The sequence below is a fragment of the Streptomyces sp. NPDC028722 genome (genome assembly GCF_040637655.1).
Taxonomy (GTDB): Bacteria; Actinomycetota; Actinomycetes; order Streptomycetales; family Streptomycetaceae; genus Streptomyces.
The window spans coordinates 42,241-65,822 of record NZ_JBEZWU010000024.1 but is presented as its reverse complement, the minus strand read 5'-3'; the positions used below and the strand labels follow the sequence as shown (position 1 = coordinate 65,822).

The 23,582-nt window shown below is 73.7% G+C and carries 18 protein-coding genes; 16 read left to right on the top strand and 2 right to left on the bottom strand.

The genetic code is table 11. From position 1 onward, the window contains the following. Window positions 1-26 precede the first annotated feature (26 nt). The 14 genes from AB0F03_RS29325 (at window position 27) to AB0F03_RS29260 (ending at window position 16,130) form a co-directional block, all read left to right on the top strand. Window positions 27-725, top strand: a complete 699-nt coding sequence (locus tag AB0F03_RS29325; protein WP_361997226.1) for an SDR family oxidoreductase — start codon at window positions 27-29, stop codon at window positions 723-725. A gap of 31 nt (window positions 726-756) precedes the next feature. Further along, window positions 757-1,764: a methionine synthase gene (locus tag AB0F03_RS29320; RefSeq protein ID WP_361997224.1), complete on the top strand. Its 1,008-nt coding sequence runs from the start codon at window positions 757-759 to the stop codon at window positions 1,762-1,764. A gap of 15 nt (window positions 1,765-1,779) precedes the next feature. Then, window positions 1,780-3,975, top strand: a complete 2,196-nt coding sequence (gene ligA, locus AB0F03_RS29315) for an NAD-dependent DNA ligase LigA (protein ID WP_361997223.1) — start codon at window positions 1,780-1,782, stop codon at window positions 3,973-3,975. 258 nt (window positions 3,976-4,233) lie between these two features. Next, the gene (locus tag AB0F03_RS29310; protein WP_361997221.1) at window positions 4,234-6,474 is read left to right on the top strand and encodes a bifunctional diguanylate cyclase/phosphodiesterase; all 2,241 of its coding nucleotides are present in this window, start codon (window positions 4,234-4,236) and stop codon (window positions 6,472-6,474) included. A 187-nt stretch (window positions 6,475-6,661) separates the two neighbouring features. Next, window positions 6,662-6,958: an Asp-tRNA(Asn)/Glu-tRNA(Gln) amidotransferase subunit GatC gene (gene gatC / locus AB0F03_RS29305; protein WP_031117542.1), complete on the top strand. Its 297-nt coding sequence runs from the start codon at window positions 6,662-6,664 to the stop codon at window positions 6,956-6,958. A 6-nt stretch (window positions 6,959-6,964) separates the two neighbouring features. Then, on the top strand, window positions 6,965-8,464 hold the full coding sequence (gene gatA, locus AB0F03_RS29300; RefSeq protein WP_361997218.1) for an Asp-tRNA(Asn)/Glu-tRNA(Gln) amidotransferase subunit GatA: 1,500 nt from the start codon (window positions 6,965-6,967) through the stop codon (window positions 8,462-8,464). After that, complete coding sequence (locus tag AB0F03_RS29295; protein ID WP_356824359.1) at window positions 8,461-8,700, top strand: hypothetical protein; 240 nt, start codon at window positions 8,461-8,463, stop codon at window positions 8,698-8,700. Before gatA ends, AB0F03_RS29295 begins: the two co-directional genes overlap by 4 nt. Window positions 8,701-8,716: 16 nt before the next feature. Next, entirely contained in the window at window positions 8,717-10,231 is a 1,515-nt protein-coding gene (gene gatB / locus AB0F03_RS29290) for an Asp-tRNA(Asn)/Glu-tRNA(Gln) amidotransferase subunit GatB (protein ID WP_361997216.1), read from the top strand. 150 nt (window positions 10,232-10,381) lie between these two features. Further along, on the top strand, window positions 10,382-10,741 hold the full coding sequence (locus AB0F03_RS29285; RefSeq protein ID WP_361997214.1) for a hypothetical protein: 360 nt from the start codon (window positions 10,382-10,384) through the stop codon (window positions 10,739-10,741). 151 nt (window positions 10,742-10,892) lie between these two features. After that, window positions 10,893-11,468, top strand: a complete 576-nt coding sequence (locus AB0F03_RS29280; protein WP_361997213.1) for a GNAT family protein — start codon at window positions 10,893-10,895, stop codon at window positions 11,466-11,468. A 35-nt stretch (window positions 11,469-11,503) separates the two neighbouring features. Further along, the gene (locus AB0F03_RS29275) at window positions 11,504-12,172 is read left to right on the top strand and encodes a hypothetical protein (protein ID WP_361997211.1); all 669 of its coding nucleotides are present in this window, start codon (window positions 11,504-11,506) and stop codon (window positions 12,170-12,172) included. Between the two features lie 196 nt (window positions 12,173-12,368). Continuing rightward, the gene (locus AB0F03_RS29270; protein ID WP_361997209.1) at window positions 12,369-12,542 is read left to right on the top strand and encodes a hypothetical protein; all 174 of its coding nucleotides are present in this window, start codon (window positions 12,369-12,371) and stop codon (window positions 12,540-12,542) included. A gap of 230 nt (window positions 12,543-12,772) precedes the next feature. Then, window positions 12,773-15,817 carry an AAA family ATPase gene (locus AB0F03_RS29265; RefSeq protein ID WP_361997207.1) on the top strand — a complete coding sequence of 1,015 codons (3,045 nt, stop codon included), beginning with the start codon at window positions 12,773-12,775 and terminating at the stop codon, window positions 15,815-15,817. 37 nt (window positions 15,818-15,854) lie between these two features. After that, a complete protein-coding gene (locus tag AB0F03_RS29260; protein ID WP_361997205.1) occupies window positions 15,855-16,130 on the top strand; it encodes a DUF6191 domain-containing protein in 276 nt (91 codons plus the stop codon). A gap of 502 nt (window positions 16,131-16,632) precedes the next feature. Here AB0F03_RS29260 and AB0F03_RS29255 read toward each other — a convergent pair. Beyond that, on the bottom strand, window positions 16,633-17,796 hold the full coding sequence (locus tag AB0F03_RS29255) for a PQQ-dependent sugar dehydrogenase (RefSeq protein WP_361997203.1): 1,164 nt from the start codon (window positions 17,794-17,796) through the stop codon (window positions 16,633-16,635). 98 nt (window positions 17,797-17,894) lie between these two features. Then, the gene (locus AB0F03_RS29250) at window positions 17,895-18,893 is read right to left on the bottom strand and encodes an aldo/keto reductase (protein WP_361997328.1); all 999 of its coding nucleotides are present in this window, start codon (window positions 18,891-18,893) and stop codon (window positions 17,895-17,897) included. Window positions 18,894-18,968: 75 nt separating this feature from the next. On the opposite strand from AB0F03_RS29250, the gene AB0F03_RS29245 reads away from it, so the two are divergent. Together AB0F03_RS29245 and AB0F03_RS29240 are read left to right on the top strand one after the other, a co-directional pair. Beyond that, the gene (locus AB0F03_RS29245) at window positions 18,969-19,946 is read left to right on the top strand and encodes a 2-hydroxyacid dehydrogenase (protein ID WP_361997201.1); all 978 of its coding nucleotides are present in this window, start codon (window positions 18,969-18,971) and stop codon (window positions 19,944-19,946) included. 382 nt (window positions 19,947-20,328) lie between these two features. Next, entirely contained in the window at window positions 20,329-23,280 is a 2,952-nt protein-coding gene (locus AB0F03_RS29240) for an EAL domain-containing protein (RefSeq protein ID WP_361997199.1), read from the top strand. Window positions 23,281-23,582: the final 302 nt, after the last annotated feature.

The following is a 23,582-nucleotide window of genomic DNA, read 5'->3' as shown; positions in this document are numbered from 1 at the left end:
GGGGTCCGGCGCCCGCTGATGCGAGCATGGCGGGCATGGCTACTCATGTGATCACCGGAGCCGGTTCCGGCATCGGCGCGGCCGTGGCCCGCCGGCTGCACGCGCGCGGGGACGACCTCGTGCTGCACGCGCGCGACGCGGGCCGCGCCAGGGAACTGGCCGCCGAGTTCCCCGGCGCCCGCACCCTCGTCGGCGACCTCGCGGACCCGGACCGGCTGTCCTGGGCGTTCTCCCACCAGACACTCCCGGGCAGCGTGGACTCCCTGCTGAACATCGCCGGCGTCGTCGACCTCGGTGACGTCGGCGACCTGACCCCGAAGTCCTGGCACCACCAGCTCAACGTGAACCTGATCGCCCCCGCCGAGCTGACCCGGCATTTCCTGCCGCAGCTGCGGGCGTCCCGCGGCCATGTGATCTTCGTCAACTCCGGCTCCGGCCTGAACGCCCACGCCGGCTGGTCCGCGTACGCGGCCTCCAAGCACGGCCTGAAGGCGCTCGCCGACTCCCTGCGCCAGGAGGAGCACGCGGCCGGTGTCCGGGTCACCTCCGTCTACCCCGGCCGCACCGCCAGCCCCATGCAGGCCAAGGTCCACCAGCAGCAGGGCGAGGAGTACGACCCGGCCCGGTGGATCGACCCCGAGTCGGTGGCCACGACGATCCTGATGGCCCTGGACCTGCCGCGGGACGCCGAGGTCAACGACCTGACGGTACGACCGGGGCGCTGATCCCGGCCGCCGGGTTCCGTAGGCTGCCCCGGTGAGCGAAAACAGCGTGTTCAGGTTCGGTGGCGCCACCGGTGTCGGGTCCCTGCCCGGTGGTGACGCCCGGGAGGCCGCCCGGACCGCCACCGGGTCCTTCGAGGACTTCCCCTTCCTTGCCGAGCTGCCCGCGCGCGGACCCGGCGCCGACATGATCGGCCGTACCGCCGGCATGCTGGTCGAGCTGTACGCGCGCGTGGAGCCCAGCGGCTGGCGGATCGGTGACCGGCCGGGCCGGGACACCCGGCGGGCGCGGTCCTGGCTGGGCGAGGACCTCGACGCCGTCGAGGAGTTCACGCAGGGCTACGAGGGCGATCTGAAGGTGCAGGCCGTCGGGCCGTGGACGCTGGCCGCGGCCCTGGAGCTGAAGAACGGCGAGGCCGCCCTGTCGGACCCCGGCGCGTGCCGGGACCTCGCCGCCTCGCTCGCCGAGGGACTGCGGCTGCACCTGGACGACGTGCGGCGCCGCGTCCCCGGTGCCCGGATCGTCCTCCAGCTCGACGAGCCCTCACTGACCGACGTGCTTCGCGGACAGGTGCCGACCGCCAGCGGCTACCGCAGGCACCGCGCGGTGGACCGGCAGGTCGTGGAGGCCAGGCTCCGGGACGTCGTCGGGGTGAACGGCGGCGGCCCCGTGGTCGTGCACTCCTGCGCCCCGGACGTGCCGTTCGCGCTGCTGCGGCGGGCCGGCGCGGCAGCCGTCTCCTTCGATCTGGCACTCCTCACCGAGCGTGACGACGAGGTGATCGGCGAGGCCGTCGAGGGCGGGACCCGCCTGTTCGCCGGTGTCGTGCCGGGCACGGACGGCCCATTGTCGGACCCTGCCGGTAGCGTCATGGGTGTCAGGACGCTGTGGCGCAGGCTGGGGCTGCGTCCGGGGCTGCTCGCGGAGGCGGTCACGGTCACCCCGGCGTGCGGTCTGGCGGGCGCTTCCCCGGGCTACGCACGCCAGGCGCTCGCCCACTGCGCCCAGGCGGCGAGATCCCTTGCGGACAACCCAGAGTAACAGGAGGACAACACGGTGGCCGGCGACAAGCAGGCGGAGACGACGGCGGTGCCCGCCGAGGCCCGCGAGAGGCACGTGCGGCTGGCGGAGCAGATCGAGGAGCACCGCTTCCGGTACTACGTGAAGGACGCTCCGGTCGTCAGCGACGCGGAGTTCGACACGCTCCTGAAGACTCTGGAGGCCCTGGAGGAGGAGTATCCGGAGCTGCGCAGCCCGGACTCGCCGACCCAGAAGGTCGCCGGGGCGTACGAGACGGAGTTCACCGCGGTCGAACACCGCGAGCGGATGCTCTCGCTCGACAACACCTTCAACGACGACGAGCTGGCCGCCTGGGCGGACCGCATCGCGCGGGAACTGGGCGGCCAGGCCTACCACTTCCTGTGCGAACTGAAGGTGGACGGCCTCGCGGTCAACCTCACCTACGAGAACGGCCGGCTCACGCGCGCCGCCACCCGGGGCGACGGCCGCACCGGCGAGGACATCACCCCGAACGTCCGGACGATCGCGGAGATCCCCGACCGCCTCGACGGCGACCGGGTGCCGGACGTGGTGGAGATCCGCGGCGAGGTCTACTTCCCGATGGAGAAGTTCCTCGAACTGAACGAACGCCTCGTCGCGGCCGGCGACAAGCCCTTCGCCAACCCGCGCAACGCCGCCGCCGGTTCGCTGCGCCAGAAGAATCCGCGGGTCACCGCCACCCGCCCGCTGCACATGGTCGTCCACGGCATCGGCGCCCTGGAGGGCTACACCGGCATGACCCGGCTCTCCCAGGCCTACGACCTGCTGAAGGAGTGGGGCCTGCCCACCTCCCCGCACAACCGCGTGGTCGACGACCTCGACGGCGTACGGGAGTTCATCGCGTACTACGGCGAGCACCGCCACTCCGTCGAGCACGAGATCGACGGGGTCGTGGTCAAGCTGGACGAGCTGCGCCTCCAGGGGCGGCTCGGTTCCACCGCGCGGGCCCCCCGCTGGGCGATCGCCTACAAGTACGCGCCCGAAGAGGTGAACACCAAGCTCATCGACATCAAGGTGGCGGTCGGCCGCACCGGCCGCGTCACGCCGTACGCCCAGGTGGAGCCGGTGACGGTCGCGGGCAGCGAGGTGGAGTTCGCGACCCTGCACAACCAGGAGGTCGTGCGGGCCAAGGGCGTCCGCATCGGCGACACGGTCGTCATCCGCAAGGCCGGTGACGTCATCCCGGAGATCCTCGGCCCGGTCTACGACCTGCGGGACGACACCGAGCGGGAGTTCGTGATGCCGGGCGAGTGCCCGGAGTGCGGCACGCCGCTGCGGCCCATGAAGGAGGGCGACATCGACCTCCGCTGCCCCAACGCCCGTGCTTGCCCGGCCCAGTTGCGGGGACGTGTCTCCTACCTCGCCGGGCGCGAGTGCCTGGACATCGAGCACTTCGGCGAGGTGGCCGCCGCCGCGCTCACCCGCCCGCTGGAGCCGGCCGACCCGCCGCTGGTGGACGAGGGCGACCTGTTCGACCTGACGGTGGAGAAGCTGCTGCCCATCAAGGCCCACGTCCTCGATCCCGACAGCGGGCTGCCCAAGCGCGACCCGAGGACGGGGGAGGAGAAGGTCGTCACGGTCTTCGCCAACCAGAAGGGCGAGCCGAAGAAGAACACCTTGACGCTGCTGGCCAACATCGAGGCCGCCAAGTCCCGTCCGCTGGCCCGGTTCCTGAACGGACTGTCCATCCGGCACGTCGGCCCGGTGGCCGCGCAGGCCCTCGCCCGCGAGTTCCGCTCCCTCGACCGCATCGAGCAGGCGACCGAGGCGGAGCTGGCGGCCACCGACGGCGTCGGCCCGATCATCGCCGCCGCGCTCAAGGAGTGGTTCGCCGAGGACTGGCACCGCGAGATCGTCCGCAAGTGGAAGGCCGCCGGAGTCCCCCTGGAGGACCGGTCGTCCGGCGAGGACGAGGGTCCGCGCCCGCTGGCGGGGCTCACGGTCGTCGTCACCGGCACGCTGGAGAACCACACCCGGGACGGCGCCAAGGAGGCGCTCCAGAGCCGGGGCGCGAAAGTGGTCGGTTCGGTGTCGAAGAAGACCTCGTTCGTCGTTGTGGGTGACAACCCCGGATCGAAATATGACAAGGCCGTACAGGCGAAGGTGCCGATCCTCAACGAGGACGGTTTCGGCGTCCTTCTGGAGCAGGGGCCCGAAGCGGCGGCCGAAGTCGCGCTTCCGACCGAGGAGTAGCGGTTGAAGGCCACCCGATCGGCGCATATCAGTTGCATACGGGTGGCCCGGGCGCATTCGGGCAACCGTCGGAGACCGCTGCCCGTGGAAGCCTTCCGCGGCCTACTGTTGAGGTGTGCGCCTGCCGTGCCCAGCTGCGGCTGGGGCATCCCCGTGCTCCGAAGAGGCCGGGGAGGGTTTCTTCGGCGCGGAGCTGCTGATGGTTGTCGGGCATCGGACCGCGTGGCGTGGGCACCGCCGGCTGTGAGAGGGACGGGAATGGAACCGACCGAGAGCGCCGCCCCGGACTCATGGCTGCGCCTGCGCCGCCGCGCGGGCACGTGGCGGGGAATCCGGTGGAGCGGGCCGGCCGGCGGACGGACGGGCGGGCAGCCGCGCCCGGCCGGACCGGGCTCCGCCGCCGAGGCACACGCCCCGCTGTCCCGGGCCATGGAGTCCGCTTCCGGCCTGTCCGGCGCCGACACCGAACGGCACCCGTCCTGGCCGGCGCTGCCCGCGGCCGTCGCCGCCGCCGCCGGCCTCGTCCTGGGCGCCGGCTTCTACCGCGCCTACGCCGGTCACCACGCCCTCTTCCCCTGCGGCACGCTCGGCTGGGCGCTGGCCCTGCTCACCGGCGTCATCGTCGGCCACCTCGTCATGCTGGGCCGCGCCCGCTGGTCGGGCGGCACCGGCTCGGGCGCCGCCCTCACCCTCGCCGTCCTGCTGCTGTACGGCTGGGTGCCCGCCGGTCTGGTCAGCCTCACCGTGGTCGTCCTGGTCGGCATCGCCCGCCGGCACCGCTGGCGGCAGGGCGTCCTGCACGGCGCGGTCGACATCCTCGGCATCGGCGCCGGCGCCCTGCTGCTCGGCGCGTTCGGCCGGGTCCCGAGCGTCGAGCAGCCCTGGCGGCCGGGCACCTGGACCGTCGCGACGGCCCCCCAGGTCGTCCTGGTCGCGTGCGCCTATCTCGCCGTCAGCCGCGGCCTGCTGTGGTACCTGCACGCCCCGCGCGGCGGCGGGGTGCCCACCGTCGCCCGCACCGCCCTGGTCAGACAGGGTCTGGTCGCCGTCGCCCTGCTCGGCATCGCGCCCCTGCTCTGCGTCGTCGCGGACGCCCAGCCGGTCCTGCTCCCGCTGTTCGCCATCCCCCTCATCGCCCTGGACTCCACGCTGTGGATGGCCCGCGCCCGCGCCGAGGAACAACTGCGCGACCCGCTGACCGGACTGCCCAACCGGCAGTGGCTGCTGGAGCGGATCTGGACCGCCCTCGACGACGCCGAGCGCATCGGTGCCCGCGCCGCCCTCATGCTGATCGACCTCGACCGTTTCCGGTCGGTGAACGACACCCTGGGGCATCTCGCCGGGGACCGGCTGCTGCTCCAGATAGCCGACCGGCTGCGCCTCGCCCTGCCGCGCGGCGCCGAGGCCGCCCGCCTCGGCGGTGACGAGTTCGCCGTCTTACTGCCCGTCGCCGACTCCACCACGTCGGCCACGCGCGTCGCCCGCGGCCTCGTCGCCGCCCTCAGCTCCCCGCTCGACCTCGACGGCCTCACCCTCGTCCTGGAGGCCAGTGCGGGGGTCGCCGTCTTCCCCGACCACGCCCTCGACGCCGAAGGACTGCTGCGCCGGGCCGATGTGGCGATGTACCAGGCGAAGCGGGACCGTACGGGCGTCGAGGTGTACGAGTCCAAGCGGGACTCCAACACCCCCGACCGCCTCGGCTTGCTGGGCGACCTGCGCCGCGCCCTGGACGCACGCGAGGTGCAGCTGCACTACCAGCCCAAGGTCCGCTTCGACGGCCAGGTCGCCGGCCTGGAGGCGCTGGTCCGCTGGGTGCATCCCGAGCGCGGCAAGGTGCCGCCGGACGAGTTCATAGCGATAGCCGAGTCCTCGGGCCTGATGCCCCATCTGACGGAGTACGTCCTCGACACCGCTCTCGCGCAGGTCGCCCGGTGGCGTGCGCAGGGGCTGCGGGTCCCGGTCGCCGTCAACGTCTCGCCGCGCGACGTCCACACCCCCGGATTCGCGGGATCGGTGGCCGCGCGCCTCGCCCGGCACGGGGTCCCCGCCGGGGCGCTCCAGCTGGAGATCACGGAACACGTCCTGCTGGAGGACCCGCAGCGGGCCGCCGACACCCTCGCCGGCCTCACCGCGCACGGCGTGAAGATGTCCCTCGACGACTTCGGCACCGGCTACTCCTCGCTGGTGCACCTGCGCCGGCTGCCGGTCAGCGAGCTGAAGATCGACCGCTCCTTCGTGGCCCGGCTGGCCGTCGACACCGAGGACGCCGAGATCGTCCGCTGCACCGTCGACCTCGCCCATTCGCTGGGCCTCCTCGTCGTCGCCGAGGGCGTGGAGGACGACGAGACGTGGGAGCGGCTGCGGGATCTGGGCTGCGACGCGGTGCAGGGATGGCTGGTCGCCGCGGCGATGCCCCCGGACGAGGCCACCGCCTGGCTGCTGGCCCGCGGCACCCGCGGCTGGCAGCGGCCGCGCGCCGCGCTGCCCGCCGCCGAGTAGCGTTCCCATCCCCGGCGGGCCCTTCGGAGGGGCCTTGTCCGAGGGTGCCGACGGGGTCCGCCGAGGGCCGTACCCGCGACGGGCGGCACCGGCGAGGACGGTGTCCCGGCAAACCGTTTCACGGGCACCCGGGCCCGCCCCATAGGATTGGCCCCAAACCACACACTCTCACCCAGAGGATCGCTGCATGCCTGGCATCACGCGCGAGGAGGTCGCCCACCTCGCCCGGCTGGCGCGTCTGGAGCTGAAGCCCGAAGAACTCGACCACTTCGCGGGACAGCTGGACGACATCATCGGCGCGGTCGCCCGCGTCAGCGAGGTCGCCGACCAAGACGTACCGCCGACCTCGCACCCGCTGCCGCTGACGAACGTCATGCGGCCGGACGAGGTCCGTCCCTCGCTCACCCCCGAGCAGGCGCTCTCCGGCGCCCCGGCCCAGGAGCAGCAGCGTTTCAAGGTGCCGCAGATCCTGGGGGAGGACTAAACCGTCATGACGGACAGCAACATCATCAAGCTCACGGCAGCCGAGATCGCCGCGAAGATCGCTTCCGGCGAGCTGACGGCCGTCGAGGTGACCGAGGCCCACCTCGCCCGGATCGACGCGGTGGACGAGAAGGTGCACGCCTTCCTCCACATCGACCGCGAGGGTGCCCTCGCCCAGGCCCGTGCCGTGGACGACAAGCGCGCCCGCGGCGAGAAGCTCGGCCCGCTGGCCGGCGTACCGCTCGCCCTGAAGGACATCTTCACCACCGAGGGCGTGCCCACGACCGTCGGCTCGAAGATCCTCGAAGGCTGGATCCCGCCGTACGACGCGACGCTCACCAAGCGGCTGAAGGCCGCCGACGTCGTCATCCTCGGCAAGACCAACATGGACGAGTTCGCCATGGGGTCCTCCACGGAGAACAGCGCGTACGGCCCCACCGGCAACCCGTGGGACCTCACCAGGATCCCCGGCGGCTCCGGCGGCGGCTCCAGTGCCGCCCTCGCCGCCTTCCAGGCACCCCTGGCCATCGGCACCGACACCGGCGGCTCCATCCGCCAGCCGGCCTCCGTGACCGGCACGGTCGGCGTGAAGCCGACGTACGGCGCGGTCTCCCGGTACGGCATGGTCGCCTTCTCCTCCTCCCTGGACCAGGGCGGCCCCTGCGCCCGTACGGTCCTGGACGCGGCCCTGCTGCACGAGGTGATCGCCGGGCACGACCCGCTCGACTCCACCTCGATCGACGCCCCGGTCCCGCCGGTCGTCGAGGCCGCCCGCAACGGCAGCGTCGCGGGCATGCGCGTCGGCGTGGTCAAGCAGTTCCGCGGCGAGGGCTACCAGGCCGGCGTCATCCAGCGCTTCGACGAGTCGGTCGAGCTGCTCAAGGAGCTGGGCGCCGAGATCGTCGAGCTGGACTGCCCGTCCTTCGACCTCGCCCTGTCGGCGTACTACCTGATCGCGCCCTCCGAGTGCTCCTCCAACCTCGCCCGCTTCGACGGCCTGCGCTACGGCCTGCGGACCGGCGACGACGGCACGCACTCCGCCGAGGAGGTCACCTCCCTCACCCGTGAGGCGGGCTTCGGCCCGGAGGTCAAGCGCCGCATCATGCTCGGCACGTACGCCCTGTCGAGCGGCTACTACGACGCGTACTACGGCTCGGCGCAGAAGGTCCGCACGCTCATCACGCGGGACTTCGAGAAGGCGTTCGAGCAGGTCGACGTGATCGTCTCCCCGACGACCCCGACCACCGCCTTCCCGATCGGCGAGCGCGCCGACGACCCGATGGCGATGTACCTCGCGGACCTGTGCACCATCCCGACCAACCTGGCGGGCAACGCGGCCATGTCCCTGCCGTGCGGTCTCGCCCCGGAGGACAACCTCCCGGTGGGACTCCAGATCATCGCCCCCGCGATGCAGGACGACCGGCTCTACAAGGTCGGCGCCGCCGTCGAGGCGGCCTTCGTGGAAAAGTGGGGGCACCCGCTGCTCGAGGAGGCTCCGTCGCTGTGAGTGCACTGACCAAGGCCAAGGGCTTCAAGAAGTCCAGGTCCGGTACCTACCTGTCCATGGCCGGGACCGCGTTCGGCGCGTTCGGTGTGGCCAAGCGTCTGAAGAAGGCCCGCGCCGAGCAGGACACGCTGGTCCTGATCGACGCCACCGTGTCCGCCGTCGCGATCGTCACCGGCCTCGCCATTCTCTACCGCGAGCTGAAGCGGCTGGGCGACGACGACGTCCTGCTGGGCTGAGAGGGAAGTTTTCACCGTGACCACCACGACCGACCTGGTGTCGTACGAGGACGCGCTGGCGTCGTACGACCCCGTCATGGGCCTCGAGGTCCATGTCGAGCTCGGCACCAAGACGAAGATGTTCTGCGGGTGCTCGACCGAGCTGGGCGCCGAGCCCAACTCGCAGACCTGCCCCGTCTGCCTCGGCCTGCCCGGCGCGCTCCCGGTCGTCAACGCGACCGGCGTCGAGTCCGCGATCAGGATCGGTCTCGCGCTGAACTGCGAGATCGCCGAGTGGTGCCGCTTCGCCCGGAAGAACTACTTCTATCCGGACATGCCGAAGAACTTCCAGACCTCCCAGTACGACGAGCCGATCGCCTTCAACGGCTACCTCGACGTGCAGCTGGAGGACGGCGAGACCTTCCGCGTGGAGATCGAGCGCGCCCACATGGAGGAGGACACCGGCAAGTCCACCCACGTGGGCGGCGCGACCGGCCGTATCCACGGCGCCTCGCACTCGCTGCTCGACTACAACCGCGCCGGCATCCCGCTGATCGAGATCGTCACCAAGCCGATCGAGGGCGCGGGCGAGCGCGCCCCCGAGGTGGCGAAGGCGTACGTCCGTGAGCTGCGCGAGGTCATCAGGGCGCTCGGCGTCTCCGAGGCCCGCATGGAGATGGGCCAGATGCGCTGCGACGTGAACCTGTCGCTGCGCCCGCACGGCCGCGAGAAGTTCGGCACGCGCAGCGAGACGAAGAACGTCAACTCGCTGCGGTCCGTCGAGCGCGCGGCCCGCTTCGAGATCCAGCGGCACGCGGCGGTGCTGTCGTCCGGCGGCACGATCGTGCAGGAGACCCGCCACTTCCACGAGGACACCGGATCCACGACCTCGGGCCGCGTGAAGGAGGAGGCCGAGGACTACCGGTACTTCCCGGAGCCCGACCTCGTTCCCGTGGCACCCTCGCGCGAGTGGGTCGAGGAGATCCGCGCGTCCCTGCCCGAGCTGCCGCTGGTCCGCCGTACCCGGCTGCTCGCCGAGTGGGGCATCTCCGCCACCGACATGCAGGCGATCCTCAACGCCGGCGCGCTGGACCTGATCGTCGAGACGATCGACGCCGGTGCCGACGCGGCCTCCGCCCGCAAGTGGTGGATGGGCGAACTGGCGCGCAGCGCCAACGAGTCCGGCACCGCGCTGGACGAGCTGGCGATCACCCCGCAGCAGGTGGCGCGGGTCACCGAGCTGGTCGCGAAGGGTGACCTGAACGACAAGCTGGCCCGTCAGGTCATCGAGGGCGTCCTCGCGGGCGAGGGCACCCCGGACGAGGTCGTCGACAAGCGCGGGCTGAAGGTCGTCTCCGACGAGGGCGCGCTGACCACCGCCGTGGAGGAGGCCATCGCCGGCAACCCGGGCGTCGCGGACAAGATCCGCGGCGGCAAGGTGGCCGCGGCCGGCGCTCTGGTCGGCGCGGTCATGAAGGCCACGCGCGGCCAGGCCGACGCGGCCCGGGTCAAGGAGCTGATCCTGGAGAAGCTGGGCGTCGCCGAGGGCTGAGCCCCGTCGTCGCACGGCTGACCGCACGGCCCCGGAGGCATGGCCTCCGGGGCCGTCGCCGTCTTCGCACCCGGGAACGCGACGGTCGTCCGGTCCCGCGTGCGGCCCCGCGTCCGGTCTCCCGGACGGGAGACGCTACGCTCGCCCGCCATGAGTGGACGCACCAATTCCGGCCCCGGGCCCGCGATAACCGAGCCGGACGACCCGCGGCGGACCGCGGCGGACGGCGGGCAGGAGACCGCCGACGGCGCGCAGGAGTACGTCGAGGACGCCCGGCGGGCCCGCTGGACGGCCACCGGCTCCGGAGCCCTGCTGACCCTGGCCGGACTGGCCGCCGCGCTCCTGCGGAGCACCGGCACGTCCCCGGCCCTCGTCCCCGCCGCCTACGCCCTCGGCGCCGCGGTGTGCGCCCTCGCCACGGCTCTCGGCGCCCGGGGCCGTACCCGCAGGGCCCTGTGGCTGCTGATCGCCGGGACGATGGTCATGGCGCTCGGAGACCAGTTCGACTGACGGACCGGTCCGGCCCCGCCCACCCCGGACGATCATTCTCACCCGCAAGAGCCCCGACACCGGTTCGTGCCCTCGCCGCCGGGGTGCCGCGCCGCCCGTGAGAGGCTCTGCGCGGTCTCGACGGAGGAACTGCGGAAGGAGCAGCGCCGCGATGTACGCGACATCCCTGGGTGACGACGGAGCCGAACTGCGACCCCTGGAGGTCTGGCACGCCGGGGAACTCCTCGCCCACATCGACCGGGGGCGGGAGTTCATCGGCCGGCACGTCGGCCTGCCGGACGTGGTGTCCGACCTGGACGGGGCCCGGGCGTGGCTGACGTCGTACGCGGACAAGCGCGGCGCCGACGCCGGCAGCGTGCACGGCATCTGGCGGGACGGAACGCTCGTGGGCGGGCTGCTGTTCCGCGTCTGGGACACCCCGAGCGGCGTCTGCGAGGCCGGCTGCTGGCTGGAGCCGGCGGCGGCCGGGCGCGGCCTGGTCACGCGCGGCCTGCGGGTGCTGCTCGACTGGGCCTTCGAGGAGCGCGGCATGCACCGGGTGGAGTGGCACGTGTCCTCCGCCAACGAGCCGAGCATCGGCGTGGCCCGGCGGCTCGGCATGAGCCGTGAGGGCGTGCTCCGCGAGAACTACCCGCACCGGGGTGTGCGCACCAGCACCGAGATCTGGGCGGTGCTGGCACCCGAGTGGCGTGCGGCACGCGCGCGTACCCCGCACAGCGGGCGTTAAGAGGCCTCTCAGACAGCGTCCGTACGGTGCCGGGCATGGCAACGAAGACATCGGAAGGCGCCGAGCCCGGCCCCGAGGCGCGCACGGACGACGAGACGACCACGGCGGCGGCCGGAACCGCCGGGCAGGCGCAGGCCCCCGGGAACACGGAGGCCATGGTGGCACCGGCTCCCGGGAACACGGAGGCCGGAAAGCGGGACGCCGAGGAGCGCGACGCGGAGGAGGAGGGCCCGGAGGAGCGTCCGGACGCGGCACTGTCCGGGGAGGACGGGCGCGGGACGGAGGCCGAGGCCGCCGGTGACCGGGCGCCCTCCGGCGTCGGCCAGGGCGCGGGGGCCGTCGTCTCCGCCGCGCTGGGCCTGGTCTCGCTCAGCGGCGGCTGGATCGGCACCGTCGCCTCCGCCCGCGAGCAGCTCGTCGGCCAGCTGCGGACCTCGTCCACGGCGAGCGTGTCCCGCCAGCTCAAGGAGGTCTACGGCGACGCCTGGCACACCACCGCCCTGTGGGCCGGTCTGTTCGCGCTGGCCGCCCTGCTCACCGGTGTCGTGGTGCTGGCCCGCCCCGCGTTCGGCGCCCCCGGCCGCCCGCAGGCCGCCTGGATCAGGTCGGTCGCCTGGGCGGGCGTCTCGCTCGGCGTCATCGGGCTGCTCCTGGCCGTCCTGAAGTACTCCGACGCACTGCTCGGCCTGCCCTCGGCCGGCTGAACTCCCGCGGTTCCCCGGGGCCTTAGGTCGTCCGTGCGCCCGGCACGGACGACCTAAGGCCCCTTACGCGCGCGTGCGGCCCGCCGGCCGGCCGAAGATGCGGAACTTCCCCGATGCGGCACGCCCCCTGCGGGGACGAGGGTGGAGTCCGTCGCAGAACGCGACGCACGACACCGCCCGCACCGAAGGATCTGCCATGTACGAGCTGGAACTGCAACGCATCCGGTCCGCCGAACTGCGCCGCGAGGCCCAGCGGGACCGCCTGGCCCGTGAGGTCGTCCGCGCCCGCCGCGCCGCCCGCCACGGAGCCCCGGCCGCCGAGTCCCATACCGAGCGGCCCCGCCGGACCCGGCTGCCGCGCACCGCGTGACGACGCAGGCGGAGGGCGACCGCACGGGGGTCGGCCGCCCACGCTCCGCCGGCCCGGGGCGTACGCCTGCCCGGCGCGGCAGCGGGCCTCTTCCGGCCACCGGTACGGCTCCTCCGTCCGTCGGTGGCCGCGCGCCCCTTCCGGCCACCGGTACGCCGCCTCCCCCTGCCGGTACGACCATCGCACCGGGGTTGTGGAAAACCGGTGCCCCGCCGTACCGGCCCCGTGCGATGCTCGGGCCCGTGGAGACCTGGTTCGTCAGTCCCGTGTTCGTCGGCCGCACCGACGAGCTGGGCACGCTGAAAGACGCGCTCGCCCGTGCCGCCGCGGCCGAGCCGCAGGCGCTGCTGCTCGGCGGTGAGGCGGGCGTCGGCAAGACCCGCCTCGTCGAGGAGTTCGCCACGGCCGCCGCCCGCCGCGAAGCCGTCGTCGCCGTCGGCGGCTGCGTGGAGGTCGGCGCCGACGGACTGCCGTTCGCCCCCTTCTCCACCGCGCTGCGCGCCCTGCGGGACGCCCTGCCCGAGGAGTTCGCCGCCGCCGCGGCGGGCCAGGAGGAGGAACTGGCCCGGCTGCTGCCCGACCTCGGCGAGGCCGGTGCCGGCCGCCACGACGAGCAGGGCATGGCCCGTCTGTTCGAGCTGACCGCCCGGCTGCTGGAGCGGGTCGCCGCCGCACACACCGTCGTGCTCGTCCTGGAGGACCTGCACTGGGCCGACGCCTCCACCCGCCACCTCCTGGCCTACCTCTTCCGCACCCTGCGCGCCGGCCGGCTCCTGGTCCTCGCCACCTACCGCTCCGACGACATCCACCGCCGCCACCCGCTGCGCCCCCTGCTCGCCGAACTGGACCGGCTGCGCACCGTCCGCCGCATCGAGCTGGCCCGCTTCACCCGCGACGAGGCCTGCCGTCAGATCGCCGGCATCCTCGCCGCCGAACCCGACCCCGCCCGGGTCGACGAGATCTACGAACGCTCCGACGGCAACGCCTTCTTCGTCGAGGAACTCGCCGTCGCAGGCCGCCAGGGCGACTGCGCCGGCCTCACCGACTCCCTGCGCGACTTGCTGCTGGTCCGGGTCGAGGCCCTGCCCGAGAGCGCCCAGCGGGTCACCCGCGTCGTCGCCGAGGGCGGCTCCACGGTGGAGTACCGACTGATCGCCGCCGTGGTCCAGCTCTCCGAGGACGACCTCATCGAGGCGCTGCGGGCCGCCGTCGGCGCCAACATCCTCACCGTCACCCGGGCCGGCGACGGCTACCGCTTCCGGCACTCCCTGGTCCGCGAGGCCGTCGCCGACGACCTCCTGCCCGGCGAACGCTCCCGGCTCAACCGCCGTTACGCCGAGGCCCTGGAGGCCGACCCCGGGCTCGTCCCGGCCGACGCCCGCGTGATGCGCCTGGCCAGTTACTGGTACCACGCCCGCGACGCCGCGAAGGCCCTGCCCGCCGTCCTGGCCGCCTCCGTCGTGGCCCGTCGCCGGCACGCCTACACCGAGCAGCTGGGCCTGCTGGAGCGGGCGATGGAGCTGTGGGACGGCGCCCCGCGAGAGGTGCGCCGCGCCCTGCGCCCCGTCGACTGCACCGAGGCGTACCCCCCGTGCGGCTGCGACCCGGCCACCACCCCCCTGCGCTACCTCGACCTGATGGCCGAGGCCGCCGTGGCCGGCCGCTTCGGCGGCGAACGGGAACGCGCCCTCAAAATCACCAAGCGGGCCCTGCGCCTCCTGGACGACGAACCGGACCCCCTGCGCGCCGCCTGGTTCTGGGTGCAGCGCTCCCGGCTCGTGCAGGCCCAGGCCCGCGGCGACGGCCGGCACGAACTGGCCACCGCGCAGGACCTGGTACGCGGTCTGCCGCCGTCCGAGGTGCACGCCGAGGTGCTGGCGGTCGCCGCCAACTGGTCCATGCAGCACCGGCCCGGCCCCGAGGCCTTCGCCGCCGCCGAGCGGGCCGTGGAGTACGCGCGGATGGTGGGCGCCCGCGAGACCGAACTGCACGCCCGCCTCACCCTGGGCGGTCTGATCGTCGACTCCGGCGACCCCGAGACCGGCCTGGCGCAGATGCGGCAGGTCCTGCGGGAGACCCGGGCGGAGGGCATGCACCCGGTCGCGGGCCGCGCCTACGTCAACCTGCCGTCCGCGTTGCAGAGCATCGGCCGGGACCGGGAGGCCGCCCCCCTGCTGCGCGAGGGCGTCGACTTCTGCCGCCGGTTCGGGCTGCTGGACTCCGAGGCCTGGGTGTGGGGCAACCTGTCCGACGCGCTGTACTCGCTCGGCCGCTGGACGGAGGCCGCCGAGGCCGCCGCGCACGCGACCCGGGTCGGTCACAGCGCCAAGCCCCGGGGCGCGGGTGCCCTGCGTCTGGCCCACCTCGCCCTGGCCCGCGGCGACCTCGCCGAGACCGCCCGGCAGCACACCGCCGCCCGCACCCGGTACGGCACCCACGACCCGATCCCCCAGCAGTCGCTGCCGCTGGCCCGGATCACCGTCGGTCTCGCCGCCGCGGAGGGCCGTCTCGCCGACGCCCGCGCCGCGCTGCACCAGGCCCTGGACGCCGGCCTGCCGCCCGGCACCCACCGCTACGGCTGGCCGTTGCTGCTGGCCGCCGCCACCGCCGAGGCCGACGCCCGCTCCCTGCCCGCCGCCCAGTCCGGCCGCGCCGAGTTCCTGGACCGCCTCTCGACGGCCGTGGGCACGCTCACCACCGGCGTCCCCCTCTGGCAGGCGTACGGCCAGTGGACGCGCGCCGAACTGCTGCGCGCGCGGGGCCGGGACACCGCCGGCACCTGGTCGCCGGTCGTCGCGGCCTTCGAGTGCCTGGACCGCCCCTACGACCTCGGCCGGGTCCGCCACCGTCTCGCCGGGGCGCTGCTGGCCGAGGGCGGCGAAGACGAGCGCGACCGCGCGGTGGAACTGCTCCGGCTGGCCGCCGCGGTCGCCGCCCACCTGGACGCCCGGCCGCTGGCCGACGCAGTCGCCCGGCTCGCCCAGCGCGCCCGCCTCAGCCTGACGCGCACGTCCCGGCAGGACGCGATCCCGGCCGACCCGGTCGCGGCGCTCGGCCTCACCAGCCGGGAGCGGGACGTCCTCGGCCTGGTCGCGGCCGGCCGCACCAACCGTCAGATCGCGCAGGAGCTGTTCATCTCCCCGAAGACCGCGAGCGTCCACGTCTCGCACATCCTCGGCAAGCTCGGTGTCTCGGGCCGGGGCGAGGCGGCGGCGGTGGCGCACCGGCTGGGACTGTTCACCGCCGAGCCCCTGGCCGCCGAGGCGCGGGGCTGAGACCTGTGCCGGAGAAGACCGGCAGTGAGGGGGAGCCGTGTTCGAAACCTTCGACGACCTGTTCGCACCCGGCCGCAAGCACACCCGGGACGAACGGAACCGGCTCGCGCTGACCCGCGAGGAAACCGGCGACAACGACCCCGGCCGAGGCCCCATAGACCTCACGTCCGGAAAGGCACTCGTACGCCTGCCCGCGCCGAAACCGCCGGGGCCGGCATCGGCGGGGCCGGGGCCGACGCGGCTGGAACCGACCGCACTGGAACCGGCTGCACCGGAAGCGGCCGGACCGGAAGCGGCCGAGCCGTCCGCCTGACCCGGCCGCCGAGTCGCTACCCGCCACGCCCCCCGGCCCGCCGAGCCGGCGCGACCGGGACCGGCCGAGCCGTTGGCCAAATCTCCGCCGGCCGAGCCGGAAACCGGCCGAGCCGTTGGCCAAATCTCCATCGGCCGAGGTGGAAACCCGCCGAGCGGGAAACCGGCCGAGCCCGCCGACCCTCGCCCGCCGAGCCGGCGCGACCGGGACCGGCCGAGCCGTTGGCCAAACCCAGCCGGCCGAGCCGCAAACCCGCCGAGCCCTTCGCCCCCGTAACCCCGGCCCGCCGAACCCCAACCCACCGACCGCCCGCCGAACCTCAACCCGCCGCCCCCACCCCCGGGCCGCCGAACCTCAACCGCCGCCCCCGGCCCGCCGAACCCCAACCCACTGACCGACCGCCCGCCGAACCTCAACCCGCCGCCCCCACTCCCGGTCCGCCGCCCCCCACTCCCCGCCCGCCGGAGCAGCACCGGACGAGCAGTGACCGGGGTGGAGGGGGTTACCGGACCCGGGCCTCCAGTAGGCGGTCGTCGCCCTTCTTCGGGGTGCCTCGGCCGTCCGTGTTGCTCGTCATCAGCCAGATCCGGTCACGGCCCGCCGGGACCACCGTACGAAGGCGGCCGTAGACGCCCGTGAGGAACGCCTGCGGGGCGGCCGACGCAGCCGTGCCGCGCAGTGGGACGCGCCACAGCCGCTTGCCCTTCAGGGCCGCCATCCAGATCACCCCGTCGACGGCGGCGATGCCACTGGGGGAGGCGTCGTCGGTGTGCCACTGGGCGACCGGGTCGAGGAACCCGGCCTTGTCGGACCTGCCCTCGGCGACGGGCCAGCCGTAGTCGCCGCCGGGCTTGATCGCGTTCAGCTCGTCCCAGGTGTCCTGGCCGAACTCGGAGGCGAACAGCCGCTGTTCGCGGTCCCAGGCCAGGCCCTGGACGTTGCGGTGGCCGTAGGAGTACACCACGGAGCCGGGGAACGGGTTGCCGGGCGCCGGTTCGCCGTCCGGGGTCATGCGCAGGATCTTTCCGCCCAGGGACTTCTTGTCCTGCGCCAGGCCCCGCCGCCCGCTCTCGCCGGTGCCCGCGTACAGCATGCCGTCCGGGCCGAAGGCGATCCGGCCGCCGTTGTGGATGAAGCCCTTGGGGATGCCCTTGAACACCGTGTCGGGAGCGCCGAGTTGTTCACCGTCAGGTCTCCGTTCGTCGTAGCGCATGCGGACGACGCGGTTGTCCGAGGCCGAGGTGAAGTAGGCGTAGATCATGTGGTCCGCGGCGTAGTCGGGGGAGAGGGCGATGCCGAGCAGGCCGCCCTCGCCGGCCGGCGCGACCCCGGAGACCGTGCCCAGTTCCGTCTGCCGGCCCGTCCGCTCGTCGATCCGGAGGATCGTGCCCTCGTCCCGGGAGGAGACCAGTAGATCGCCGCCGGGCAGCGGAGCCAGTCCCCACGGGGTCTTCAGACCCTCGGCCACCGTGCGCAGCACCTTCACCGAGCCCTTGGCGGGAGGTGCGGGGAAGGTGGCCCGCGGCGAGGAGGCACCGGGCGCCGTACCCGTCGCCGTACGCCCGCCGCCCGGCGACGGCCCGCCTCCGCCGCCGGAGCAGCCGGCTGCCAGCAGGAGGGAGGCCGCGGCCAGCACGGCCGTCACAGCTCGACGTTCCACGATCATGGTCCCTTCGACACGGCGGTCCGGCGGCACGCTCTCCCCCTCCTACCCCGCCCGCGCCCTCCCGGGTTCCCGCTTCCCGGTGGCCCATGGCGGGAACGTCAGTCCCACGACTCCTGTGCCGGCGGCAGCCGGGACACCTCCGCCAGGTCCTCCCCGGTCAGCCGCAGCCCGCCCGCCGCCGCGTTCTCCGCCGCCCAGCGTTCCCGTTTGGTGCCCGGCAGGGCGATCACATGGCGGCCCTGCGCCAGCACCCAGGCCAGGGCCACCTGGGCCGGCGTGACGTCGTCGCCGTACCGGCGGGCGATCCGGCGCAGGCCCGCGACGATCGGCTGGTTCGCCGCCATCATCTCGGCCGTGAACCGGGGGTGACGGGCCCGTACGTCGTCCGGTTCGAAGCCCTGCCCCGGCGTGAGCGTGCCGGTCAGGAAGCCGTTGCCGAGCGGCATCGCCGCCAGCAGGCCCACGCCGCGCGCCTCGCACCACGGCAGCAGCGCCTGGAGCGCCTGCGGCGACCACACCGACAACTCCGCCTGCACCGCGGTCACCGGGAACACCTGCTGCACCCGCCGCAGCTGGCGCAGCGTGGTGTCGTACAGCCCGGCACCGGGGCGGCGCCCGCCGCGCACCCCCATCGCGCACAGGCCCAGCGCCCGAACCTTCCCGGCGCGCACCAGGTCCGCCATCGCGCCCCAGGTCTCCTCGACGGGCACCTCGGGGTCGGCGCGGTGCAGCTGGTACAGGTCGATCACGTCGGTCTGCAACCGCCGCAGCGAGGCGTCGCAGGCCCGCTTCACATAGCCGGGGCGGCCGTTGGCCACGATGTGCTGATCGCCCACCAGCAGGCCCGCCTTCGTGGACACGAACGCGTCCCCGCGCCGCTCCTTGAGCGCCCGGCCCAGCAGCAGCTCGTTGGTGAACGGGCCGTACATGTCCGCGGTGTCCAGGAGGTCGCAGCCCAGGTCCAGCGCCCGGTGCACGGTTCTGAGCGACTCGTCGCCCCGCCGCCGGGATCCGCTGTACGCCCAGCTCATCGGCATGCACCCGAGTCCGACGGCCCCCACCGCGAGCGCCCCCGCGCCGATCGTCCTGCGCTCCACCTGCTCGTGACCCTCCCTCTGCCCGGCCACCAACCTAACCTCTGCACGCGCGCGTGCCTGACATAGCCTCCTGGCATGACTTCAGACGTGTGGCTGCCCCTTCCGCCCGACGGGATCGAGGGGCTTCCCGAGGGGCCCCGGTACCTGTTCTGGGACGGGGGCGAGGACGGCGAGCAGCCGTTTCCCGGCGACCCCGCCCGGTGCGCGGTGTACGTGGTGCCGTACATGAAGCCGTATCCCGTCAGGGTCCGCCCGCTGGCGCGGCTGACCGGCGTCCGGGTCATCCAGACGCTCACCGCCGGCGTCGACGACATCACCGCCCGGCTGGCGGACATCGCGCCGGGCGTCCAGCTGTGCAACGCCCGCGGTGTGCACGAGACGAGCACGGCCGAACTCGCCCTCACCCTGACGCTGGCCGCGCTGCGCGGCATCCCCGGCTTCGTCCGCGCCCAGCAGCGCGAGCGCTGGGAGAGCGGCTTCCACCCCTCGCTCGCCGACAAGAACGTCCTCATCGTCGGCTACGGATCCATCGGCGCCGCCGTCGAGGACCGGCTCGCACCCTTCGAGGTCGCGCGGGTGGCGCGCGTCGCGCGCTCCCAGCGCACCACGGCGCGCGGTCCCGTGCACCCGATCACCGATCTGTCCTCGCTGCTGCCGGACGCGGACGTCGTGATCCTCTGCACCCCGCTCACGGAGGCCACCCGGGGGCTCGTCAACGCCGGTTTCCTCGCCCGGATGAAGGACGGCGCGCTGCTCGTGAACGTCGCGCGCGGACCCGTCGTCGACACGAAGGCGCTGCTCGCCGAGGTGGAGACGGGCCGGATCAGCGCCGCCCTGGACGTGACCGACCCCGAGCCGCTGCCGCCGGGCCATCCGCTGTGGCAGGCGCCGGGGGTGCTGATCAGTCCCCATGTGGGCGGTCCGTCCTCGGCCTTCCTGCCGCGCGCCCGGCGGCTGCTCGCCGACCAGTTGACCCGGTTCGTGAACCACCGGCCGCTGCGGAACGTGATCCTTACGACGGGGGACGGCAGCACGGGATCAACCGGGCGGTAACCCGCTTCCGGCACCCTCCGCAACCTTTCGGACGCGGGCTGTACCGGCATATCCGCTGGTCGTCACGGAGCGTAGAGGAACTATGTCCCTGAGTGACGATCCTGGTGTATCGTCCCGACAGGGGCTGCGCCGCTGACCGTTCGGCGCGGGGGATGGACATTTCAGATTTGTGAGGGGGGCGACGGGCGATGCACGGCCTATGGACCAACGATCCGACGCGGCGGGGCCGTCGACGGCGACCCTGGCGGACGGCCACGCGCAGGCGCGGCCACCACACCCACCACACGCACCAGCAGCGCAGGCCCGGCGGCCGTCGCAGGCACGCCCGTCCGGCGCACCGGGACCGTCGGGCCCCGGGAGCGACGCGCAACGGGAGGCCCCGGTGAGCGCCCCGCCCTCGGTGACGACCGCCCTCGACGAAGCCGTGCGCGCACCGCACCCGTACCAGCCGCCGCCCCGGCGACCGGCCCCCGGTGAGAGTGCCCGTCTGGTGGAGCAGCTCGTTCTCGCCCTGGTCTGCGCGGCCTATGCCGTCGGCGCCGCGTCCGGCTGGGGCACGAAGGCAGTCGCGGACGTCATGGGCGACTTCGGGCTCAGCGCGGCGGCCGGCACCGCCGCAGTCTCCTGTTTCCTCTACGCCCGCAACCCGCGCGTGCGCTTCCGGTCCGCCTGGCTGCTGTTCGCCCTCTCCGCGACGATGACGGCCCTGGGCAACGCCGTCTGGGGATGGTACGAGGTCGTCCTGGACGTGGACGTGCCCAGCCCCAGCTACGCCGACCTGTTCTTCCTGTGCTTCGCGCCGCCCGCCATCGTGGGTCTGCTGGTCCTCGCCAAGCGGCCGGTCAGCCGGGCGGGCTGGATCTGTCTGGCCCTGGACGCCTGGCTGATCGGCGGCTCCCTGCTCACCCTCTCGTGGAGCCTCGCGCTCGCCCAGACGGCCAGGTTCGACGGGTCGAGCGTGGCCCACGCCGCGCTGTCGCTGGCGTACCCGCTGCTGGACATCGCGCTCGTCAGCATGGTCCTCGCGCTGCACTTCCGCCGCGCCCCGGGCAACCGTACGGCGGTGAACACCGCGATCGGCGCGCTCGCGCTGACCGTCATGTGCGACGCGCTGTTCACCTCGCCGCTGCTGCACAGCAGCTACCGCTCCGGACAACTGCTGGACGCCGGCTGGTTCGCCGGCTCCCTGCTGCTGGCCTACGCGCCCTGGGCCACCCCCCGGCGGCCGTCCGGCGCGCCGGAGACGCGCGCGCCGGACGGACACACGCGCGTGGTCCACGAGCACGTCCCCGGACAGCGCGGCGCGGCCCACCACCCGGTGTCCCCGCCCGCCCCGGGCGGCGAGCACTGCCGCTATCCGGCCGGACGGCCGCTCACCGGCTCCCTCGCCGCTCTCACCCCGTACCTCGCCGCCGCCGTCTGCACCCTGGGCATCCTGTACAACGTCCTGAACGGCCGCAGGCCCGACCACGTCGTGCTGATCACCGCGGGCTGCGTGGTGCTGGCACTCGTCATCCGGCAGGGCATCATGCTGCTGGACAACATCACCCTCACCCAGGAACTCGCGCAGAAGGAGAACCACTTCCGCTCCCTGGTGCAGGGCTCCAGCGACGTCATCATGATCGCCGCGCCCAACGGCATCCTGCGGTACGTCTCCCCGGCCGCCGCCGGGGTGTACGGCCGGCCCGCCGAGGATCTGGTCGGCAGCGAGCTGGCGAGCCTGATCCACCCGGAGGACCTGGGCTGCGTGGTGCACGAGGTGCGCCGCTTCCTCGCCGCCAGCCCGGCCGAGGAGCCGACCACGCGCATCGAGTGCCGGTTCCGGTCGGGCGCCGGCGGCTGGCTCAACGTCGAGTCCACCGTCAACCGGCACCACGGCGGACTGATCTTCAACAGCCGGGACGTGACCGAGCGGGTGCGCCTCCAGGCGCAGTTGCAGCACAACGCCGAGCACGACCCGCTGACCGACCTGCCCAACCGCGCGCTGTTCACCAAGCGGGTCCAGCAGGCCCTGTCCGGCCGCCGCGCCACCGACCGGGGCGCCGCCCTGCGCGGTACGGCGGTGCTCTTCATCGACCTGGACGGCTTCAAGGCCGTCAACGACACGATCGGCCACCAGGCCGGGGACGAGCTGCTGGTGCAGGCCGCCCGCCGGCTCCAGGACGCGGTCCGGCAGGGGGACACCGCGTCCCGGCTGGGCGGCGACGAGTTCGCCGCCCTGATCGTCGGGGACGGCACCCGGGACCGGGCGGCCCGGGAACGGAACATCCTGGAACTGGCCGACCGCCTCCGGTTGACCCTCTCCCAGCCGTACGCCATCGGTGGCAACGATGTCCGGGTCAACGCCTCCATCGGTGTCGCCTTCGCCGAGCCGGGCCTCGGCGCGGGCGAGCTGCTGCGCAACGCCGACCTGGCGATGTACCGCGCGAAATCGGCCGGCAAGGGCCGGGTCGAGCTGTACAGACCGCAGATGCAGCAGGACGTCGTCCGCAAGGCGGAGCTGGCCACCCGGCTGCGCGCCGCGCTGCACGACGGTGAGTTCGCGCTGCTGCACCAGCCCGTGGTGTGCCTCCGGAACGGCAGGATCACGGCGGTCTCCGCGCAGGCGCGCTGGCGCTCCTCGCAGGGGGTGCTGTTCACCCCGGCCGAGTTCCTGCGCGTGGCGGAGGACGGCGACAAGGCGGCCGAGCTGGACCGCTGGGTCCTGCACGAGGCCGTGGAGCGGGCCGCCGAGCGGGCCGGCACCGGGGCCGTCGTCCCGGTGGCCGTCCGGATGAGCGCCCGGCGGCTGCTGGACCGCTCCACGCCGCTCGCCTCCGTCGAGGCGCTGCTCGCCCGGCACGGGCTGCCGCCCGGGGCGCTGGTCCTGGAGCTGTCCGACACCGACCCGCGGGTCTCCCTGGACGAGCTGGAGCGCCGGCTGACCGCGCTCAGCCGGCTGGGGGTGCGGATCGCGCTGGACGGCCTCGGCAGCGGCTACGCGGCCATCACGGCGCTGCGCAGGCTGCCCGTGGACATCCTCAAGCTCGACCGCGGCCTGGTCGAGGGCGTGGTCGAGTCCGCGCGGCTGCACAAGATCACCAGTGGTCTGCTGCGGATCGCCGGGGACCTCGGGCTCCAGTCGGTCGCCGAGGGCGTGGACCTGCCGGAGCAGGTGGTCGCGCTGCGCGCGATGGGCTGCACGCACGGCCAGGGCATGGCGTTCGCCGGCGCGCTGGACGAGCTCCGGCTGCGCCGGGCGCTCGGTTCCGGTCACTATCCGGTGCCGCACGCCCCGGCGGAACCGGCGTTCGCGGGCGGTGTGCGCGAGCCGTCCGCCGCGCCCGGGAGATGAACGGCACCCGGGACGGGGCACGGGGAGGTGCACGGAGGGCGCGGGCGCTGTCCGCGGAGGTGGCCGCACCCTCTGCTCACATTCTGAGACTCCCGTCCCACCTACTTGACACGTGGTGCGTGCCGGGGGGAGGGTCAGTGCCATGCGCACCCGAATTCTCGTACTTGGACAGCGCGTCGGCTGAGCTGGGACCCACCGGAGGACGATCCGGAATCCCCAGCGACCACACCCGGCGCGCTCCCCTCGCTTGCCTTGCGGCACGAGGGGTTTTTTGTTGCACGAGCACTGTTCGGGCAACGCCC

Bases quoted from the DNA above. Each gene is read 5' to 3' on its own strand.
- AB0F03_RS29325 (WP_361997226.1), top strand. From the start codon at position 27: ATGGCGGGCATGGCTACTCATGTGATCACCGGAGCCGGTTCCGGCATC.
- AB0F03_RS29310 (WP_361997221.1), top strand. From the start codon at position 4,234: ATGGAACCGACCGAGAGCGCCGCCCCGGACTCATGGCTGCGCCTGCGC.
- gatC (WP_031117542.1), top strand. From the start codon at position 6,662: ATGCCTGGCATCACGCGCGAGGAGGTCGCCCACCTCGCCCGGCTGGCG.
- gatA (WP_361997218.1), top strand. From the start codon at position 6,965: ATGACGGACAGCAACATCATCAAGCTCACGGCAGCCGAGATCGCCGCG.
- AB0F03_RS29285 (WP_361997214.1), top strand. From the start codon at position 10,382: ATGAGTGGACGCACCAATTCCGGCCCCGGGCCCGCGATAACCGAGCCG.
- AB0F03_RS29280 (WP_361997213.1), top strand. From the start codon at position 10,893: ATGTACGCGACATCCCTGGGTGACGACGGAGCCGAACTGCGACCCCTG.
- AB0F03_RS29275 (WP_361997211.1), top strand. From the start codon at position 11,504: ATGGCAACGAAGACATCGGAAGGCGCCGAGCCCGGCCCCGAGGCGCGC.
- AB0F03_RS29270 (WP_361997209.1), top strand. From the start codon at position 12,369: ATGTACGAGCTGGAACTGCAACGCATCCGGTCCGCCGAACTGCGCCGC.
- AB0F03_RS29265 (WP_361997207.1), top strand. From the start codon at position 12,773: ATGCTCGGGCCCGTGGAGACCTGGTTCGTCAGTCCCGTGTTCGTCGGC.
- AB0F03_RS29255 (WP_361997203.1), bottom strand. From the start codon at position 17,796: ATGATCGTGGAACGTCGAGCTGTGACGGCCGTGCTGGCCGCGGCCTCC.
- AB0F03_RS29245 (WP_361997201.1), top strand. From the start codon at position 18,969: ATGACTTCAGACGTGTGGCTGCCCCTTCCGCCCGACGGGATCGAGGGG.